Annotated in this window: 16 protein-coding genes and 1 riboswitch; of the genes, 9 read left to right on the top strand and 7 right to left on the bottom strand. The window is 57.5% G+C overall.

From position 1 onward, the window contains the following. Window positions 1–30: 30 nt before the first annotated feature. The 3 genes from ACLH1I_RS22445 to ACLH1I_RS22435 all read right to left on the bottom strand — a co-directional run bounded on the left by ACLH1I_RS22445 (window position 31) and on the right by ACLH1I_RS22435 (window position 2998). Entirely contained in the window at window positions 31–1134 is a 1104-nt protein-coding gene (locus ACLH1I_RS22445) for a glycerol dehydrogenase (protein ID WP_004203683.1), read from the bottom strand. Window positions 1135–1188: 54 nt separating this feature from the next. Beyond that, window positions 1189–1851: a fructose-6-phosphate aldolase gene (fsa, locus tag ACLH1I_RS22440; protein ID WP_108450760.1), complete on the bottom strand. Its 663-nt coding sequence runs from the start codon at window positions 1849–1851 to the stop codon at window positions 1189–1191. Window positions 1852–2056: 205 nt separating this feature from the next. After that, window positions 2057–2998, bottom strand: a complete 942-nt coding sequence (locus ACLH1I_RS22435) for an AraC family transcriptional regulator (RefSeq protein ID WP_225983768.1) — start codon at window positions 2996–2998, stop codon at window positions 2057–2059. 69 nt (window positions 2999–3067) lie between these two features. On the opposite strand from ACLH1I_RS22435, the gene zinT reads away from it, so the two are divergent. Further along, the gene (gene zinT, locus ACLH1I_RS22430) at window positions 3068–3718 is read left to right on the top strand and encodes a metal-binding protein ZinT (protein WP_151629329.1); all 651 of its coding nucleotides are present in this window, start codon (window positions 3068–3070) and stop codon (window positions 3716–3718) included. A gap of 47 nt (window positions 3719–3765) precedes the next feature. Here zinT and ppc read toward each other — a convergent pair whose 3' ends face one another. Both ppc and argE read right to left on the bottom strand, forming a co-directional pair. Beyond that, window positions 3766–6417, bottom strand: a complete 2652-nt coding sequence (gene ppc, locus ACLH1I_RS22425; protein WP_017899812.1) for a phosphoenolpyruvate carboxylase — start codon at window positions 6415–6417, stop codon at window positions 3766–3768. A 258-nt stretch (window positions 6418–6675) separates the two neighbouring features. Next, window positions 6676–7827 carry an acetylornithine deacetylase gene (gene argE / locus ACLH1I_RS22420; RefSeq protein ID WP_004203688.1) on the bottom strand — a complete coding sequence of 384 codons (1152 nt, stop codon included), beginning with the start codon at window positions 7825–7827 and terminating at the stop codon, window positions 6676–6678. A 113-nt stretch (window positions 7828–7940) separates the two neighbouring features. Between argE and argC the strand changes: the two genes are divergently transcribed. The 4 genes from argC to oxyR all read left to right on the top strand — a co-directional run bounded on the left by argC (window position 7941) and on the right by oxyR (window position 12380). Next, window positions 7941–8945 carry an N-acetyl-gamma-glutamyl-phosphate reductase gene (gene argC, locus ACLH1I_RS22415; protein WP_004203689.1) on the top strand — a complete coding sequence of 335 codons (1005 nt, stop codon included), beginning with the start codon at window positions 7941–7943 and terminating at the stop codon, window positions 8943–8945. Window positions 8946–8951: 6 nt separating this feature from the next. Beyond that, a complete protein-coding gene (gene argB, locus ACLH1I_RS22410; protein ID WP_085955164.1) occupies window positions 8952–9728 on the top strand; it encodes an acetylglutamate kinase in 777 nt (258 codons plus the stop codon). Between the two features lie 100 nt (window positions 9729–9828). Further along, window positions 9829–11202 (top strand): argininosuccinate lyase, encoded by a 1374-nt coding sequence (gene argH / locus ACLH1I_RS22405; protein WP_017899811.1) that lies wholly within the window; start codon window positions 9829–9831, stop codon window positions 11200–11202. A gap of 260 nt (window positions 11203–11462) precedes the next feature. Continuing rightward, window positions 11463–12380 carry a DNA-binding transcriptional regulator OxyR gene (gene oxyR, locus ACLH1I_RS22400; protein WP_002883015.1) on the top strand — a complete coding sequence of 306 codons (918 nt, stop codon included), beginning with the start codon at window positions 11463–11465 and terminating at the stop codon, window positions 12378–12380. Here the strand turns inward: oxyR and sthA are convergent. Further along, window positions 12363–13763: a Si-specific NAD(P)(+) transhydrogenase gene (gene sthA, locus ACLH1I_RS22395; RefSeq protein ID WP_002883016.1), complete on the bottom strand. Its 1401-nt coding sequence runs from the start codon at window positions 13761–13763 to the stop codon at window positions 12363–12365. The genes oxyR and sthA overlap by 18 nt on opposite strands. Window positions 13764–13959: 196 nt before the next feature. Between sthA and fabR the strand changes: the two genes are divergently transcribed. Together fabR and ACLH1I_RS22385 are read left to right on the top strand one after the other, a co-directional pair. Then, a complete protein-coding gene (gene fabR / locus ACLH1I_RS22390) occupies window positions 13960–14595 on the top strand; it encodes an HTH-type transcriptional repressor FabR (protein WP_004151856.1) in 636 nt (211 codons plus the stop codon). 15 nt (window positions 14596–14610) lie between these two features. Then, window positions 14611–14970, top strand: coding sequence for a YijD family membrane protein (locus ACLH1I_RS22385; RefSeq protein WP_064183861.1), 360 nt, complete (start codon window positions 14611–14613; stop codon window positions 14968–14970). Between the two features lie 50 nt (window positions 14971–15020). On the opposite strand, the gene trmA is transcribed toward ACLH1I_RS22385, so the two are convergent. Beyond that, entirely contained in the window at window positions 15021–16121 is a 1101-nt protein-coding gene (gene trmA / locus ACLH1I_RS22380; RefSeq protein WP_004203692.1) for a tRNA (uridine(54)-C5)-methyltransferase TrmA, read from the bottom strand. Window positions 16122–16235: 114 nt separating this feature from the next. Then, a riboswitch (cobalamin riboswitch) is annotated at window positions 16236–16423 on the top strand. A gap of 64 nt (window positions 16424–16487) precedes the next feature. Between trmA and btuB the strand changes: the two genes are divergently transcribed. Both btuB and murI read left to right on the top strand, forming a co-directional pair. Further along, the gene (gene btuB, locus ACLH1I_RS22375) at window positions 16488–18326 is read left to right on the top strand and encodes a TonB-dependent vitamin B12 receptor BtuB (protein WP_004203694.1); all 1839 of its coding nucleotides are present in this window, start codon (window positions 16488–16490) and stop codon (window positions 18324–18326) included. After that, complete coding sequence (gene murI, locus ACLH1I_RS22370; RefSeq protein WP_023291541.1) at window positions 18271–19122, top strand: glutamate racemase; 852 nt, start codon at window positions 18271–18273, stop codon at window positions 19120–19122. The genes btuB and murI overlap by 56 nt, the downstream gene beginning before the upstream one ends. Window positions 19123–19480: the final 358 nt, after the last annotated feature.

Genomic DNA, 19480 nt, shown 5'->3' with positions numbered 1-19480 from the left:
CTGACGCCGGGTGTTTTGTTTTGCTCTGGATTATTCCCATTCCTGCAGGAAGCGCTGGCCATATTGGTCGGCGACCAGCAGCGCGGCGTAGACCTGGTCGGAGTTAACCCCGCCCGGCATATTGTGAATGGTTTCGCCTTCAGCGCAGGCGGCTTCCGCCACCAGGCGCATCTTGGTCGGGATGTCGCCTTTGATATCCAGCTGCGCCAGGGTGATCGGCAGCCCAACGCTGTGACATAGCGCGGCGACGGTCTCGATCTCTTCCACCGGCGCGTTTTCCAGCACCAGCTGCGTCAGGGTGCCGAACGCCACTTTTTCACCGTGATAATAGTGGTGAGCGTCAGGGATGGCCGTCATGCCGTTATGAATCGCGTGGGCTGCCGCCAGGCCACCGCTTTCAAAACCGACGCCGCTCAGATAGGTGTTGGCTTCCACCACCCGCTCCAGCGCCGGAGTGACCACGTGCTGTTCGGCGGCCAGCATCGCTTTTTCACCCTCTTCGAGTAAGGTGTTGTAGCACAGCTCGGCCAGCGCCAGCGCCGCCTGGGTGCATTTCCCGCCCGCCATGGTGGTGGCGCCGCTGCGTGAGCAGGCGCGGGCTTCGAACCAGGTGGCCAGCGCATCGCCAATTCCGGCTGCCAGCAGGCGAGCCGGCGCGCCGGCAACGATCTGCGTATCGACAATGACCATGTTAGGGTTATGCGGCAGCATCAGATAGCTGTCGAACTCCCCTTCGTCGGTGTAAATCACCGACAGCGCGCTGCACGGCGCATCGGTGGAGGCGATGGTAGGGGCGATCGCCACCGGCACCTTCATAAAATGGGCCAGCGCTTTCGCGGTATCCAGGGTTTTACCACCGCCGATCCCCAGCACGGCGGTGCATTTCGCACTGCCGGCGATATCGCGCAGGCGATTGATTTCATTATGCGAACATTCACCGCCAAACGGCGCGATTTCCGCCGCCAGGCCGGCATCGGCCAGGCTTTTGCGTAGCATCTCTTCCGCGAATCCCAGCACGAATTTATCGCCAACGACCAGCCAGCGTTCGGCCAGCGGTTTCAGATAGTCGCCAAGGCGCTTGATGGCGCCTGCGCCCTGAATGTATTTGCCTGGTGATTGAATAATGCGATCCATTACGATTCCTCCTCGATGACCGTGATGCCGCCCACAGGCGGCGCGCGGGTCCGGTTACAGGTTCAGCGTGCCAAAGGCGTTATTCCAGTCCTGTTCAAACTTCTCTATGGCTGACTCTACCGCAGGGGTGCCGAGCATTTGTTGCGCTACATCTAGTGGAAGGGTGATGGCTTCGCAGCCAGCCAGCAGGCAATCCAGCGCCTGACGGGGCGTTTTGAAGCTCGCCGCCAGCACTTTGCTTTCGGGCGCATGCATTTCCAGCAGGGATTGCAGTTCCTGCACCATGCGGATGCCGTCTCCGCCCTGAGCGTCGACGCGGTTAACGTAAGGCGCGACGTACTTTGCGCCGGCCAGCGCGGCCAGCAGACCCTGTGAAGCGCTGTAGACGGCGGTGCCAAGGGTCGGGATGCCTTCTTTCTTCAGCAGCTTGATAGCGGCGAGGCCTTCGGCGGTGACCGGGATTTTGACCACGATGCCCGGCACGGCGTTGCTCAGGCGTTTGGCTTCTGCCACCATGCCCTGCGCATCGCGGCTCATGGTCTGCGCGAACAGAATCCCTTCCGGGCCAACGGCTTTTTGCAAGCGCGGCAGTACATCCCAGACCGGGACTTTACCGGCGGCGATAATGCTCGGGTTGGTGGTTACCCCGGCCAGCGGGTAGATGCGGGCCAGGCGTTCCACTTCGGCGACGTTGGCGGTATCCAGATAGAGTTCCATAGTGTTTTCCTCAATGCTTAATTCGGTGCTGTCGTTGAGGTAAGCATACGGCCTTCGTTTGAAGGATCGCCAGATGACAAATTTGCCAAAAACTGGATAAATGTACGCATCGCGATTAAGGATGATTTAGATCACATTTATCGACGCTGCCTGGGATGAGAGGAAACTATAGCGCGCACAAAAGTCAGGTTTAACACACAAAAATCTAGTTTTTTACCGGGGATGATTTTTCCGTCAGCTGGCTATGGTACTGGCGGCGGTATTCAGACGGCGAGCGTTCCGTGGTTTTGCGGAACAGGCGGCAGAAGTAGTTACTGTCGGCGAAGCCGCAGGCGTGGGCGATGTCTTTCACTTTCATATCGTGGCCCTTCAGCAGCATACGGGCCTGTTCGAGACGAATGTGGTTCAGATATTCATTGAAGCCCATTGGCCCACATTTCTGGAACAGATGAGAAAGATAGTTAGGAGAGAGATAGAACGCCTGGGCGACCGATTCCCGGCTCAGCGGCTCCGGGTAATGGACCTCGATGTACTGACGGATTGCCTCGAACAGCGCCTGGCTGCGCGAGGAGGTTTGCGCCTGGCTGCCGAGAAGATCATGGCAGTGGCTGAGCAGGCTGATGACGATGCTGCGGGCGGTTTGCTGCTCCTGCGGCTGCATCCGGATCTCGTTGAGCGCCTGCAGCAGAAAGGAACCGACGCGCGGCCCGCGACGCAGCGCCTGTAGTTTTTCAACAACGGCGATCGTCTTGCCATTCCAGCGCTGCAGCGAGCACTCCAGCTGCTGCTTAGCGAACAGGATGCTTAACAGCAGGCAGGGCGCCTGCCACTGTGGGCAGTTCCAGCTATCGCCAGGAATATAGAGCACGTCATGGGTCTCCAGGGGCGGGGCGTTATCGCCGAGCGCCTGGTCGCGCAATTGCCCATCGAGGAGGATATTCAGACGGGGAAAATCAACCTGCACCACCGGTTCAGCAGGCGAGCGCGTCTCGCCGGCGAAATAAACCCGGCCGAGGCTGGTCTGCTTTTTTAGCAATGCATCAATAAGTTGATTGATATCGTTGTCCATCATTGTTCCGCCCCGCGCATCACCCTTTTCATCATACCGGACATTATTCCAGCGGTAAAAGCGCCAGCCTGTCGCTATTGCTTCTCACTTAAGATATGTTATATCGTAACAATTTGTCGCCATTGATAACAAACTCAGGAGAGAGTAATGACCAGAAAGATCCCCCTGCTGGCCTTGGGACTCGGCATGGCGCTAGCCAGCGCCCAGGCGTTCGCCCACGGCAACCATAGCCATGGGCCGGCGCTAACCGAAGTGGAGCGTCAGGCCAGCGAAGGCATTTTTGCGGATAAAGATGTGCAGGACCGCGCGCTGAGCGACTGGGAGGGCGTCTGGCAGTCGGTGAACCCATATCTGCTCAACGGCGATCTCGATCCGGTGCTGGAGCAGAAGGCGAAAAAGCCCGGCGGCAAGAGCGTGGAGGAGTATCGCGCCTATTATAAGAAGGGCTACGCCACCGATGTGGAACAGATTGGCATTGAAGATGACGTGATTGAGTTCCACGTCGGCGAGACCGTCAACAGCTGCAAATACCGCTATTCAGGCTTCAAAATTCTGCATTACGCCTCCGGTAAGAAGGGCGTACGTTATCTGTTCGAGTGCCAGCAGGGCGATGCCAACGCGCCAAAATATGTCCAGTTCAGCGACCATATCATTGGTCCGCGTAAATCGCAGCATTTCCATATTTTCATGGGCAATGAATCACAGGAAGCGTTGTTGAAAGAGATGGATAACTGGCCGACCTATTATCCGTATGCGCTGGATAAAGAACAGATCGTTGATGAGATGTTGCACCACTAAAACGGGTGAAAAATCCCCCGGCCGGGCGGCCGGGGGAAAAACATTGATTAGCCGGTGTTACGCATACCGGCGGCGACGCCGGCGATGGTGACCATCAGCGCTTGTTCAACGCGCGGATCCGGGTCTTTGCCCTCTTCTTCAGCCTGGCGTGAACGGTGCAGCAGTTCCGCCTGCAGGACGTTCAGCGGGTCGGTATAGATATTACGCAGCTGGATAGACTCGGCGATCCACGGCAGGTCAGCCATCAGATGGGAGTCGTTGGCGATGGCCAGCACGACGTTGATATCGGCAGCCAGCAGCTTGCGCAGCTCGGTACCCAGCGCCCACAGCTCCGGTTTCACCAGGCGCTGATCGTAATACTCAGCCAGCCACAGGTCGGCCTTCGAGTAAACCATCTCCAGCATGCCGAGGCGGGTGGAGAAGAACGGCCAGTCGCGACACATCGCTTCCAGTTCACTCTGTTTTCCGCCTTCGACTACCTTCTGCAGCGCAGCGCCAGCGCCCAGCCAGGCCGGAAGCATCAGGCGGTTCTGGGTCCAGGCGAAGATCCACGGAATGGCGCGCAGCGACTCGACGCCGCCGGTCGGGCGACGTTTTGCCGGGCGCGAACCCAGCGGCAGTTTGCCCAGCTCCTGCTCCGGAGTGGCGGAGCGGAAGTAAGGTACGAAATCTTTGTTTTCACGCACATAGCCGCGATACATCTTGCACGACACGTCGGACAGCTCGGCCATGATGTCGCGCCACTGCGGTTTGGGTTCCGGCGGCGGCAGCAGGTTGGCTTCGAGGATCGCGCTGGTATAGAGCGACAGGCTGCTGATGGTGACTTCCGGCAGGCCATACTTAAAGCGGATCATCTCACCCTGCTCGGTAACGCGCAGGCCGCCTTTCAGGCTTCCCGGCGGCTGTGAGAGGAGCGCGGCGTGGGCCGGCGCGCCGCCGCGGCCAATGGAGCCACCGCGACCGTGGAACAGCGTCAGTTCGATCCCGGCTTTCTCACAGGTTTTGATCAACGCATCCTGCGCCTGGTACTGCGCCCAGGAGGCGGCCATCACCCCTGCGTCTTTCGCGGAATCAGAGTAGCCGATCATGACCATCTGTTTGCCCTGGATAAAGCCGCGGTACCAGTCGATATTCAGCAGCTGGGTCATGACGTCGTTGGCGTTGTTCAGGTCGTCCAGCGTTTCGAACAGCGGAGCCACCGGCAGGGCGAATCCAATCCCGGCCTCTTTCAGCAGCAGGTGAACCGCCAGCACGTCGGACGGCGTTTTGGCCATCGAGATCACGTAGGCGGCGATCGATCCGCGCGGCGCCTCGGCGATCACTCTGCAGGTGTCGAGAACTTCGCGGGTCTCTTCGCTCGGCTCCCACTGGCGCGGCAGCAGCGGACGTTTGGAATTCAGTTCGCGGATCAGGAAAGCCTGTTTGTCGGCTTCTGACCAGCTTTCGTAATCGCCGATCCCGAGGTAACGGGTCATTTCGCCCAGCGCTTCGGTATGGCGAGTGCTTTCCTGACGGATATCAATACGCACCAGCGGTACGCCGAAAGACTTCACGCGGCGCAGGGTGTCGAGCAGCTCGCCGTTGGCGATAATGCCCATGCCGCAGGCCTGCAGCGATTTATAGCAGGCGTACAGCGGCTCCCACAGCTGCTCGTTCTGCGTGATCAGTCCCGCCGGTTTCGGCAGCTTCTGACCTTTCAGGCGCGCTTCCAGCCAGGCCTGGGTCTCCATCAGCTGAGTGCGCAGTTTTTTCATCAGGTAACGGTACGGTTCCTGAGCGCCCTCGGCGCCGGCCAGGGCGCGCAATTCGTCGGTACACTCCACCATCGACAGCTCGGAGATCAGCACCTGCACATCTTTAAGGAACAGATCGGTCGCTTTCCAGCGGCTGAGCAGCAGCACGTGGCGGGTGATATCGGCGGTCACGTTCGGGTTGCCGTCGCGGTCGCCGCCCATCCACGAAGTGAAACGCACCGGGACAAAGTCCACCGGCAGCTGATAGCCAAGGTTGGCTTCCAGCTGTTCGTTCAGCTCGCGCAGGTAGTTAGGCACCCCTTCCCACAGGCTGTTTTCCACCACCGCGAAGCCCCATTTGGCTTCATCGACCGGGGAAGGGCGGTGCTTACGGATTTCATCGGTATGCCAGGACTGGGCGATCAGCTGGCGCAGACGGCGCATCAGCTGGTGGTGCTCGTAGTCCGCGATATCTTTGTTATCCAGCTGCTTGAGGCAGTTGTTCACTTCCACCATTTTATGGATCAGCGTCCGGCGGGTGATCTCGGTCGGGTGGGCGGTTAACACTAGCTCCAGGGAAAGAGATTCCACCGCTTTTTTGATGGTCTCTTCGTTGAGATTGGGTTGGTCTTTGAGCTTTCTCAGGGTACGCGCAATGACTTCCGGATTGCTGGCCGCTTCGCCATTCGGCGAAATGCTGTGGTACTGCTCAGCGGTGTTAGCCAGATTCAGGAACTGGCTGAAGGCACGGGCTACCGGCAGCAGTTCGTCGTTAGACAAATTCTGCAGCGTGGTCAGCAGCTCCTGGCGGTTAGCTTCGTTGCCGGCGCGTGAAGATTTGGACAACTTACGGATAGTTTCGACACGATCAAGAATATTTTCTCCCAGTGCATCCTTGATGGTATCGCCCAGCACCTTGCCGAGCATACTGACATTACTACGCAATGCGGAATATTGTTCGTTCATGTTACCCCAGACACCCCATCTCATTTTATTTTGTTATATCCGCTGCGCTGGAACGTGAGCAACGGATAAGCAACCCGTCTTTTATAAAGCCACGTAAATACCCCCACGTCAATTACTGCGAAATCGCTTCAGCAAACGAGTAAATACCCGTAATTTGCGAAATTTAACTCAGGGGGCGCTGGATAAGCATCGCTTATGGAAATGTGACGATCGTCACCGTTCCGCCCCGGGAGAACGGGGCGGAAAAAGAGGGCGATTTTAGTGCCAGCAGAAGTGGTGGACCACCTGGCTAATCAGCTCCCGCGTCGGCTTGATAAAGCGCGTCTCCAGAAACTCGTCAGGCTGATGGGCCTGGTTGATCGAGCCCGGGCCGAGAACCAGCGTTGGGCACAGCGTCTGGATAAACGGCGCTTCGGTACAGTAGTTCACCACGTCGGTCTGGGCGCCAAGCAGTTTCTCAACCACCTGCACCAGCTTATGGTCCGGTGGGCACTCATAGCCGGGGATCGGCGGATGCAGCTCCGAGACCGTCAGGCGGCCTGGCCAGCGTTCGCTGACCGGGGCCAGCGCCTCGCCCAGCAGACCATTAAGGTCGTTGAGGGTCATCCCCGGCAGCGGGCGGATGTCCATATGCAGTTCACAGCAGGCGCAGATACGGTTTGAGGCATCGCCGCCATGGATGGCGCCGAGGTTGAGGGTCGGGTAAGGGACCGTGAACGCCTCGAAGTGGTAGCGCTCTTTTAGCAGATCGCGCAGCTGCATAATCCGGCCGATGGCGTCGTGCATCAGCTCGATCGCGTTGACCCCGCGCGCCGGATCGCTGGAGTGGCCGGACTGGCCCTGAATACGGATCGCGTTGGACATATGTCCTTTATGGGCGCGGATTGGCTGCAGGGAGGTGGGCTCGCCGATGATGGCGCAGTCCGGGCGCAGCTGGGTGGTTTCGGCAAAATAGCGCGCGCCAGCCATGCTGGTCTCTTCGTCGGCGGTGGCCAGAATATACAGCGGTTTTTTCAGCGTGGTGACGTCGACATCGCGCAGGGCGTCGAGAATAAAGGCGAAAAAGCCTTTCATATCGGCCGTGCCGAGGCCGTAGAGCTTGTTATCGTGTTCGGTGAGGGTGAACGGGTCGCGCGTCCAGCGGCCATCATCGAACGGCACGGTATCGGTATGCCCTGCGAGCAGCAGGCCGCCGGCGCCGTGTCCGGTGCTGGCCAGCAGATTGAATTTATGGCGCGTATCCGGCACTGGCTGTACCTCGACGTTGAAGCCGAGATCGCGGAACCAGCCGGCCAGCAAATTGATTAAAGACTCATTGCTTTGATCGAGAGCCTCTTCGGTCGCGCTGATGGACGGTGTGGCGATCAACGCGCGGTAGATCTCGATAAAGGGCGGTAAATTGTTTTTCATTGTTGACACACCTTGGGTCGTGATAGTATCAATATTCATGCATTTATTGTGAATAAAAATACAATATCGTTGAGCGTAAGAAAACCCATCGAATGTAAGGAGATGCGCTTCCAATGTTAAATACGCTGATTGTGGGTGCCAGTGGTTATGCCGGCGCAGAGCTGGTGACCTATATCAATCGTCATCCGCATATGAACATAACCGCTTTGACGGTCTCCGCGCAAAGCAATGATGCGGGAAAATTAATTTCCGACCTGCATCCGCAGCTCAAAGGCATTGTCGATATGCCGCTGCAGCCGATGTCCGATATCAGCGAATTCAGCGCTGGCGTGGACGTGGTGTTTCTCGCCACCGCGCACGAAGTGAGTCACGATCTGGCGCCGCAGTTCCTTGCCGCCGGCTGCGTGGTGTTCGATCTCTCCGGTGCCTTCCGCGTTAACGATGGGGCGTTCTACGAAAAATATTATGGTTTCACTCATCAGCATCCCGACCTGCTCAAACAGGCGGTGTATGGTCTGGCGGAGTGGAGCGCGGATGCGCTTAAAGAAGCGCAGTTAATCGCGGTGCCTGGCTGCTACCCAACGGCGGCGCAGCTGTCGCTGAAGCCGCTGATCGATGCCGGTCTGCTGGATCTCAACCAGTGGCCAGTGATCAACGCCACCAGCGGGGTGAGCGGCGCGGGACGCAAAGCCGCGATCGGCAACAGCTTCTGTGAAGTCAGCCTGCAGCCGTACGGCATATTTAACCATCGTCATCAGCCGGAGATTGCCAGCCACCTCGGAGCGAAAGTGATTTTTACCCCGCACCTGGGTAATTTTAAACGCGGTATTCTGGAAACCATTACCTGCCGCCTGAAGCCGGGCGTTGGCCATGCGCAGATCGCGGCGGTTTACCAGCAGGCTTACGCCGATAAACCGCTGGTACGTTTATATGATAAAGGCGTGCCCGCAGTGAAAAGCGTCGAAGGTCTGCCATTCTGTGATATCGGTTTTGCCGTGCAGGACGATCATCTCATCGTCGTCGCGGCAGAAGATAATCTGCTGAAAGGCGCCGCAGCGCAGGCGGTGCAGTGCGCGAATATTCGTTTCGGCTTCGCTGAGACGCAGTCTCTTATTTAAGGTGTGATGATGAACCCATTAATTATCAAACTCGGCGGCGTATTACTCGATAGCGAAGAAGCGCTGGAGCGTCTGTTTACCGCGCTGGTCAATTACCGTGAAGCGCACCAGCGTCCGCTGATTATCGTCCACGGCGGCGGCTGCGTGGTGGATGAGCTGATGAAGCAGCTCAATCTGCCGGTGCAGAAGAAAAATGGTCTGCGGGTGACGCCGGCTGAGCAAATCGACATCATCACCGGCGCGCTGGCGGGAACCGCTAACAAGACGCTGCTGGCGTGGGCGAAAAAGCACGGTCTGGCCTCTGTCGGCCTGTTCCTCGGCGATGGCGATAGCGTGAAGGTGACGCAGCTGGATGCTGAGCTGGGCCATGTCGGGCTGGCGCAGCCGGGCTCTCCGACGCTGATCAACACCCTGCTGGCGGGCGGTTACCTGCCGGTGGTGAGCTCTATCGGCGTGACCGATGAGGGCCAGCTGATGAACGTCAATGCTGACCAGGCGGCGACGGCGCTGGCGGCTACCCTGGGGGCGGATCTGATTCTGCTGTCTGACGTCAGCGGTATCCTCGACGGTAAAGGGCAGCGCATTGCCGAGATGACCGCCGAGAAAGCGGAGCAACTGATCGAGCAGGGGATTATCACCGACGGCATGATTGTCAAAGTGAATGCGGCCCTCGACGCCGCGCGCGCTCTGGGCCGTCCGGTGGACATCGCCTCCTGGCGTCACGCCGAGCAGCTGCCGGCGTTGTTTAACGGCACGCCTATCGGCACACGTATTCTGGCTTAAGATTTCATGCCCGGCGGCGCGTTGTCTGCCGGGCTTACAAGACCGTAGGCCGGGGAGGCACAACGCCACCGGCGGAACTAACGAATAAAGGAAGCATGTTATGGCACTTTGGGGCGGGCGTTTTACACAGGCAGCAGATCAACGGTTTAAACAGTTCAATGACTCGTTGCGCTTCGACTATCGTCTGGCGGAGCAGGATATCGTTGGCTCTGTCGCCTGGTCGAAAGCGCTGGTAACGGTCGGCGTTCTGAGTGCCGCTGAACAGCAGCAGCTGGAAGAAGCGCTGAATGTGCTACTGGAAGAGGTGCGCGCCAATCCGCAGCAAATCCTCGCCAGCGATGCCGAAGATATTCACAGCTGGGTGGAAGGCAAACTGATCGACAAAGTGGGCCAGTTGGGCAAGAAACTGCATACCGGCCGCAGCCGTAACGACCAGGTCGCTACCGATCTTAAACTGTGGTGCAAAGATACCGTTGTCGAATTGCTGTCGGCGAACCGCCAGCTGCAGAGCGCGCTGGTGGAGACGGCCCAGCAGAACCAGGACGCGGTGATGCCGGGGTACACCCACCTGCAGCGCGCCCAACCGGTGACGTTCGCGCACTGGTGTCTGGCCTATGTCGAAATGCTGGCGCGCGACGAAAGCCGCCTGCAGGACGCGCTGAAGCGCCTCGACGTTAGCCCGCTGGGCTGCGGCGCGCTGGCGGGAACGGCGTATGAGATCGACCGCGAGCAGCTGGCCGGGTGGCTGGGCTTTGCCTCCGCCACCCGAAACAGCCTCGACAGCGTGTCCGACCGTGACCATGTTCTGGAGCTGCTTTCCGATGCCTCTATCGGCATGGTGCATCTGTCGCGCTTTGCGGAAGATCTGATTTTCTTTAACTCCGGCGAGGCGAATTTCGTCGAGCTTTCCGACCGCGTAACCTCAGGCTCCTCGCTGATGCCGCAGAAGAAAAACCCGGACGCCCTGGAGCTTATCCGTGGCAAATGCGGTCGCGTGCAGGGCGCGCTGACCGGCATGATGATGACCCTGAAAGGGCTGCCGCTGGCCTACAACAAAGATATGCAGGAAGATAAAGAGGGGCTTTTCGACGCCCTGGATACCTGGCTCGACTGCCTGCATATGGCGACCCTGGTGCTGGATGGCATCCAGGTAAAACGTCCGCGCTGTGCGGAAGCGGCGCAGCAGGGCTATGCCAACGCCACGGAGCTGGCGGATTATCTGGTGGCGAAAGGCGTACCGTTCCGCGAGGCGCACCATATTGTCGGTGAAGCGGTGGTGGAAGCCATTGCGCAAGGGAAACCGCTGGAAGCGCTGGCCCTGGCCGATCTGCAGAAATTCAGCCCGGTGATTGTGGACGATGTTTATCCGATCCTGTCGCTGCAGTCCTGCCTGGATAAACGCGCGGCAAAAGGCGGCGTCTCGCCGCAGCAGGTGGCGCAGGCTATCGGCGAGGCGAAGGCCCGTCTGAGCTAATCCTTAGATATCTGCCCCCCCTGACCCGGCCGAGCCCAGCGACGCCGGGTTTTTTATGCAAAAAAAAAAGCGGACGCAAGGTCCGCAAAAGTTCACGTTGGCTTTAGTTGTTCGGGTAGAGAAACAGTGTGACGGGCCAGTGGTTTTCAGAGGTTCACCGTCTTTATGGGTGTATTATTGAACAGAAAACTTGATAGGGATAATCGTTCGTTGCTATGCTATCTATCGCCATGGACTATCGTGGCGATGGAGGATGAATAATGAATATTCGCGATCTTGAATACCTGGTAGCGCTCGCCGAACACCGCCACTTCCGGCGGGCGGCTGACTCATGCCATGTGAGCCAACCGACGCTCAGCGGACAGATCCGCAAGCTGGAGGATGAGCTTGGCGTCATGCTGCTGGAGCGCACCAGCCGTAAGGTTCTGTTTACCCAGGCGGGGCTGTTGCTGGTGGATCAGGCGCGTACCGTGTTACGCGAAGTAAAAGTGCTCAAGGAGATGGCAAGCCAACAAGGGGAAACCATGTCCGGGCCGCTGCATATCGGCCTGATCCCGACAATTGGCCCGTACCTGCTGCCGCACATCATTCCGATGCTGCATCAGACCTTCCCGAAGCTGGAAATGTATCTGCACGAAGCGCAGACCCATCAGCTGCTGGCTCAGCTCGACAGCGGTAAGCTCGACTGCGCCATCCTGGCGCTGGTCAAAGAGAGCGAGGCCTTTATCGAGGTGCCGCTGTTCGATGAGCCGATGATGCTGGCTATCTATGAGGATCATCCGTGGGCAAACCGCGATCGGGTGCCGATGTCGGATCTGGCCGGTGAAAAGCTGCTGATGCTGGAGGATGGGCACTGCCTGCGCGATCAGGCGATGGGCTTCTGCTTTGAAGCGGGGGCGGATGAGGATACCCACTTCCGCGCGACCAGCCTGGAAACGCTGCGCAATATGGTAGCGGCAGGCAGCGGTATTACCCTGCTGCCTGCGCTGGCGGTGCCGCAGGAAAGAAAACGCGATGGCGTGGTCTACCTGCCGTGCATTAAGCCAGAGCCAAGACGCACCATCGGTCTGGTTTACCGTCCGGGCTCACCGCTGCGCAGCCGCTACGAACATCTGGCGGAGGCCATCCGCGGCACGATGGATGGCCATTTCGACAAGGCGTTAAAACAGGCGGTTTAAGCCGTTCAGCGCGGCAACCCGGTACGCTTCCGCCATGGTCGGGTAGTTAAAGGTGGTGTTGACGAAGTACTCAATGGTGTTACCACCACCTTTCTGCTCCATGATTGCCTGGCCGATGTGAATGATTTCGGCTGCGCGTTCGCCAAAGCAGTGAATGCCGAGGATCTCCTTGGTCTCCCGATGGAACAGGATCTTCAGGGTTCCCACGCTCATGCCAACGATTTGCGCCCGCGCCAGGTGTTTAAACTGAGCGCGACCCACCTCATACGGCACTTTCATCGCCGTCAGCTGCTGCTCGGTTTTCCCGACGGAGCTGATTTCCGGAATGGTGTAGATCCCGGTCGGGATATCTTCAATCAGATGCGCTGAGGCTTCGCCTTTCACCAGCGCCTGGGCGGCAATGCGTCCCTGATCGTACGCCGCGGAGGCGAGGCTCGGATAGCCGATGACATCCCCAACCGCATAGATGTGCGGAAGGGCGGTCTGATACATGCTGTTGACCTTCAGCTGACCGCGGCTATCGGTCTGCAGACCGATATTTTCCAGCGCCAGAGTGTCGGTATTGCCGGTGCGGCCGTTGGCGTACAGCAGGCAATCGGCTTTCAGTTTTTTACCGGACTTCAGGTGCATGATCACCCCGTCATCCACCCCCTCAATTTTCTCATACTCCTCGTTGTGGCGAATGACCACGCCGCTGTTCCAGAAGTGATAAGAGAGCGAATCTGACATCTCCTGATCGAGGAAGGCCAGCAGACGATCGCGGGTGTTGATCAGATCGACCTTCACCTCCATGCCGCGGAAGATCGACGCATATTCACAACCGATTACCCCGGCGCCGTAAATGATCACATGGCGCGGCTCATGCTGCAGGCTGAGAATCGAATCGCTGTCATAGATGCGCGGGTGGTGGAAATCGACATCCGCCGGATGGTAGGGGCGAGAGCCGCAGGCGATAACGAATTTCTCCGCGGTCACCGTCTCAACCGTGCCGTCATGACACTCCAGCGCCAGAGTATGCTCATCAACGAAGTGGGCATTGCCCTGCAGAATTTCACAGTGGTTGCGCTCATAGAATCCCTGGCGCATATGAGTCTGCTGGTTGATGACGCTGTCGGCATGGTTAAGGATGTCGGCGAAAGAAGAGCGAAGAAGGCGGGAGTGGTCGCTGTAGAGGGGGTTTTGGTTAAACTCGATAATACGGCTGACGGCATGGCGGAGGGCTTTCGACGGGATGGTGCCCCAGTGGGTGCAACCGCCGCCGACATTATGGTAGCGCTCGATGACGGCAACGCGTGCTCCCTGTTTCACCAGGCCCATGGCGGCGCCTTCGCCGCCAGGACCGGAACCAATCACTATTGCATCATAATCCCAAGAGTGTGACATGGCATTACTCACCTGTTTTATACATAAAATAAACACGATGATAACATTCGCTGCGCTTTAACCCAATTATCGTTGTGCTTTTTTGCGGCATAAAAGCAGAAACGGCTCGTAAACAATCATTCACAATCCAGGGCAAACCGATTAGTTTTAATCTCTGGTATAGTGCCAGCAGGGCTATTGGAAGGATTCATACATCGTGATGGGCGTAAGAGCACAACAAAAAGAAAAAACCCGCCGTTCGCTGGTGGAAGCGGCATTCAGCCAACTTAGCGCTGAGCGGAGTTTCGCCAGCCTGAGCTTGCGTGAAGTGGCGCGGGAAGCAGGGATCGCGCCGACGTCCTTTTATCGTCATTTTCGCGATGTCGATGAGTTAGGCCTGACGATGGTCGATGAGAGCGGACTGATGCTGCGCCAGCTGATGCGCCAGGCGCGCCAGCGGATTGCCAAAGGCGGCAGCGTGATCCGCACCTCGGTCTCGACCTTTATGGAGTTTATCGGTAACAACCCGAACGCCTTCCGCCTGCTGCTGCGCGAGCGCTCGGGAACTTCTGCGGCGTTTCGCGCCGCCGTCGCACGCGAGATCCAGCACTTTATTGCGGAACTCGCCGACTATTTAGAACTCGAAAACCATATGCCGCGCGCCTTTACCGAAGCGCAGGCTGAAGCTATGGTTACCATCGTTTTTAGCGCTGGCGCGGAAGCGCTGGATGTCGGCCCTGAACAGCGCCGACAGCTGGAAGAACGGTTGGTACTGCAGCTCAGAATGATCTCTAAAGGCGCGTATTACTGGTATCGCCGTGAACAAGAAAAAATGTCACACCATTCCGAATAACGTGAAGGACGAGCAATGAAACACTCAGTTCAAGATAAAGGTACGCTGCTGCTGGCGCTGATTGCCGGGTTATCTATTAATGGCGCCTTTGCGGCGCTGTTCAGTTCGATAGTTCCGTTTTCCGTCTTCCCCATCTTATCCCTGCTGCTGACGGTCTACTGTCTGCATCAGCGCTATCAGAATCGCAGTATGCCCGTCGGGCTACCGGGCCTCGCCGCCGCCTTTTTTATTCTCGGGGTGCTGTTGTACAGCACCGTCGTGCGTGCGGAGTACCCTGATATCGGCTCTAACTTCTTCCCGGCCGTTCTGTCCGTCGTGATGGTCTTCTGGATCGGCTACAAGATGCGTAACCGCAAAAATACGGCAGCCGAATAAGCCGCCAGTGATAAAAAACCGGCAATATGACGTTGCCGGTTTTTTTTGGCCTATTTCCGGGTCAACAGCACGCCGCATTCCATGTGATGGGTATACGGGAACTGGTCGAACAGCGCCAGCCGGGTAACATTATGCGTCTGGCTTAGCGTTTCCAGATTGCGGCACAGCGTTTCCGGGTTGCACGAAATGTACAGAATACGCGGATAGGCCTGCACCATTTTTTCCGTTTCACTGTCCAGCCCGCTACGCGGCGGATCAACGAAAATGGTCTCGCACTGATAGCTTTGCAGATCGATACCCTGCAGCCGGTTAAACTCACGCACGCCGTTCATCGCCTGAGTAAACTCTTCCGCCGCCATGCGGATAATCTGCACGTTGTCGATATGGTTGGCGGCTATGTTGTACTGCGCCGCCGCCACCGACGGTTTGGCGATTTCGGTGGCCAGGACGCGATCGAAATTACGCGCCAGCGCCAGCGAGAAGTTACCGTTGCCGCAGTACAATTCCAGCAGGTCGCCGGTCGCTCCTTTGGTGACATCCAGCGCCCACTCCAGCATTTGAATGTTCATTGCCGCGTTCGGTTGGGTAAAGCTGTTTTCCACCTGACGGTAGATCATCTCCCGACCGCCAACCGGCAGACGTTCATCTATATAATCCTGATCGAGCTCGATTTTAGTTTTGGTCGCCCGACCAATGAGATGCACATTGAGCCCCTGGGCTCGCAGGGCGTCACGCAGCGCCTCCGCTTGCTCACGCCAGGCATCATCGAGTTTTTTATGATACAGCAGCGAGACGACCGCCTGATTGCTGAGGGTGGTCAGATAGTCAATCTGGAACAGCTTATGGCGCAGCACGGGATTGTTGCGTACGCCCTCCAGCATGGCGGTCATCAGCTGATTGATGAGCGCGCTGGCGGCCGGGAAGCTGTCAACGCGAATCCGCGACCGGGTCTGCTGATCGAAAATTATATGGTACAGGTCGTCGCCATCGTGCCACAGACGGAACTCGGCGCGCATACGGTAGTGGCTGACCGGCGAACGAAACACTTCCGGAACCGGCGCGGCAAAAGGCGCCATCATGGTTTGCAAACGGACGACTTTTTCTGCCAGTTGCGCTTCGTATTGTTCGGTAGGAAGGTGTTCGGGGGTCATGATGTATCCTGAATAAAATAAGTACGCGGGGATTGTAGGGAAAGCGCCGGGGATGTCCAGCCTCGAATGCCGCGGGAAATATAATTAGCAGTCTGGACATCTATATGATTCTGATTGTAGCATTCGCCTACCGGTCCTGTGAGTTAAAAGGGAACCCAGTGGAAATCTGGGGCTGACGCGCAGCGGTAAGGAAGGTGAGAAATGAGCGCACTCGGTGCAGACACTGCGGTTAGCCGTGGGAAGTCATTATTTCTTGAAACAGCCTCCAAGCCCGAAGACCTGCCGGAATACGTCGCACTGGGTTTTATCGTCGCGAGCAACTGATAAAACCTGCGGCATCCTTTTTCTGTTTCGGATGCTTTTACAATGATTAAAAAAGCTTCGCTGATGACGGCCTTATCCGTCACGGCATTTTCCGGCTGGGCGCAGGATAGCAATTCAGATACGTTGGTGGTGACAGCAAACCGTTTTCAACAGCCGGTCAATACCGTGCTGGCGCCGACCGATATAGTGACGCGTGATGACATCGATCGCTGGCAGTCCAAAGATTTAAACGATGTCATGCGTCGTCTTCCCGGGGTCGATATTGCCCGCAATGGCGGCATGGGGCAGAGCGCTTCGCTGTATGTTCGGGGGACGGAGGCTCGCCACGTGCTGGTGCTGATCGATGGTGTGCCGATGGCGCGTCCGGGGATCTCCAATGGCGTGGATATCAGTCAGATCCCTATCTCTCTGGTCCAGCGGGTGGAATATATCCGCGGCCCGCGCTCCGCGGTGTATGGCTCCGGAGCGATCGGCGGGGTGGTGAACATTATCACCATGACCGACGCTGAGCGTTCGCAGATCAACGCCGGCGCGGGAACGAACGGCTATCAGTCCTATGATGGCGCCTTCAACAAGCGGTTTGGCGATACGCTGGTTACCGCTGCCGGCGCCTATCAGACCACCAAAGGGTTTAACGTCCAGCCGAACTCCTCTTATAGCGGCGACAGCGATCGCGACGGCTACCGCAATAAAATGCTGTGGGGCGGGGTACAGCATCAGTTCGATGATAACTTCTCGGGATTCTTCCGCGGCTATGGTTATTCCGCCAATGCTGACTATGACCAGGGTAACTGGGGCTACGCAGGTGGAAACGATGAAAATCAGTCCTATACCCAATCCTGGGATACCGGTCTGCACTACCACTCCGGAATTTACTCCTCCCAGCTGATTGCGAACTATCAGCGTATTAAAGATTACAACTACAGCAGCGACGCTGGCCGCTATGCCGCGGGCACCACCCTGGATGATATGGAACAGCGCTATATCCAGTGGGGAAATAATGTTGTGGTGGGCCATGGCGCGGTGAGCGGCGGCGTAGACTGGAAACAGGAGAAGCTGAAATCCAGCGGAACGACCAGTACCGACGTGTATAAGCGCGATACCACCGGTCTTTATCTGACGGGCCAGCAGCAGATTGACAGCGTGACGCTGGAAGCTTCCGGCCGTGAGGATCATGACGAGCAGTTTGGCTGGCACGGTACCTGGCAGACGGCGGCAGGCTGGGAATTTATCGACGGTTATCGGACAACGCTCTCGTACGGCACAGGATTCCTCGCCCCCTCCCTCGGGCAGCAGTACGGCGCAGAACGCTTTGGCATCGCCTCTAACCCGAACCTGAAGCCAGAGGAGTCGAAGCAGTGGGAAGCGGGCCTTGAAGGGTTAACGGGGCCGGTCGACTGGCGTCTCTCCGCGTATCGCTATGAGATTCAAAACCTCATCGATTACGACAACAACGCCTATTACAACGTCAAGTCGGCGACGATCAAGGGGCTGGAGTGGACGGGAAATGTCACCACAGGGCCGGTGGAGCACCATCTGACGCTGCAGTATGTTGACCCTCGCGATGATGAAACTAACAAGATCCTCTATCGCCGGGCGAAGCAGCAGGTGAAATACGAGCTGAACGGCCAGGTCTACGATCTGGGGTGGGATGTGACGTATCACTACATCGGCAAGCGCTACGATTATGATTACGACAATTCGCGTACCGTCAATATGGGTGGGTTGAGCCTCTGGGATGTCGGTTTATCGTATCCCGTCACCTCACACCTGACAGTTCGTGGTAAAATAGCCAACCTGTTCGATAAAGATTACGAGACAGTTTATGGCTACCAATCTGCAGGACGGGAATACACCTTGTCTGGCAGCTACACCTTCTGATCCACGTCCCACCGTGCTGGTGTTTGATTCCGGCGTCGGTGGGTTGTCGGTTTATAATGAGATTCGGCAGCTGCTGCCGAATCTGCATTACATCTATGCTTTCGATAACGTTGCCTTCCCCTATGGCGAGAAGAGCGAGGAGTTTATCGTTGAGCGCGTTGTGGAAATCGTCACCGCTGTCCAGCAGCGTTATCCCCTGGCGCTGGCGGTGATCGCCTGCAATACCGCCAGTACCGTCTCCCTGCCTGCCCTGCGTGAAAAGTTCGCCTTCCCCGTTGTTGGCGTGGTGCCGGCGATCAAGCCCGCCGCCCGCTTAACGGCGAACGGCATTGTTGGTCTGCTGGCGACGCGCGGTACCGTAAAGCGTCCTTATACCCGTGAGCTGATCGATCGCTTTGCCAATGAATGTCGGATTGAGATGCTGGGGTCGGCGGAGCTGGTGGAGCTGGCGGAAGCGAAGCTGCACGGCGAGCCTGTGCCGTTAGAAGAGCTGCGCCGTATCCTGCGCCCGTGGCTGCGGATGCAGGAGCCGCCGGATACGGTGGTGCTGGGCTGCACCCATTTTCCTCTTTTACAGGAGGAGCTGCAGCGCGTTCTGCCGGAAGGCACGCGGCTGATTGATTCCGGCGCGGCGATTGCCCGTCGCACCGCCTGGCTGTTAGAGCATGAAGCGCCGGATGCGAAGTCCAGCGACGAGAATAAAGCATTCTGCATGGCGTTGACGGCAGAAACGGAACAACTTTTACCCGTTTTGCATCGCTATGGCTTCTCGACGCTGGAAAAATTACCGCTTTAACGGCGTTTTGCACAAAAAAGAGACGGTTGAATAATTTTTTGAAAACAGGGCTTGTCAACGTCTCAGAACTCCCTATAATGCGCCTCCACTGACACGGAACAACGGCAAGCGAGCCGCCGGGTCAGCAGGGTTTCGGCGATGAAGTTCAGCGCTGAAAACCGACAGAGAAAAGCAAAATAAGGGCTTGACTCTGAATGAGGAAAACGTATTATACGGGACCTCGCAACGGTGAGCTGAAAGCCGCGTTGCAACTGCTCTTTAACAATTTATCAGACAATCTGTGTGGGCACTCAAAGTGACATGGATTCTTAATGTCTTCGGACAATAAATGAATACCAAGTCTCAAGAGTGAACACGT

The organism is Klebsiella sp. 1SOBk10mer (genome assembly GCF_046602535.1).
In the GTDB taxonomy this organism is placed as follows: Bacteria; Pseudomonadota; Gammaproteobacteria; order Enterobacterales; family Enterobacteriaceae; genus Klebsiella; species Klebsiella quasipneumoniae.
The sequence above is the reverse complement of the archived record's forward strand: the minus strand, read 5'-3'. Positions and strand labels throughout refer to the sequence as shown.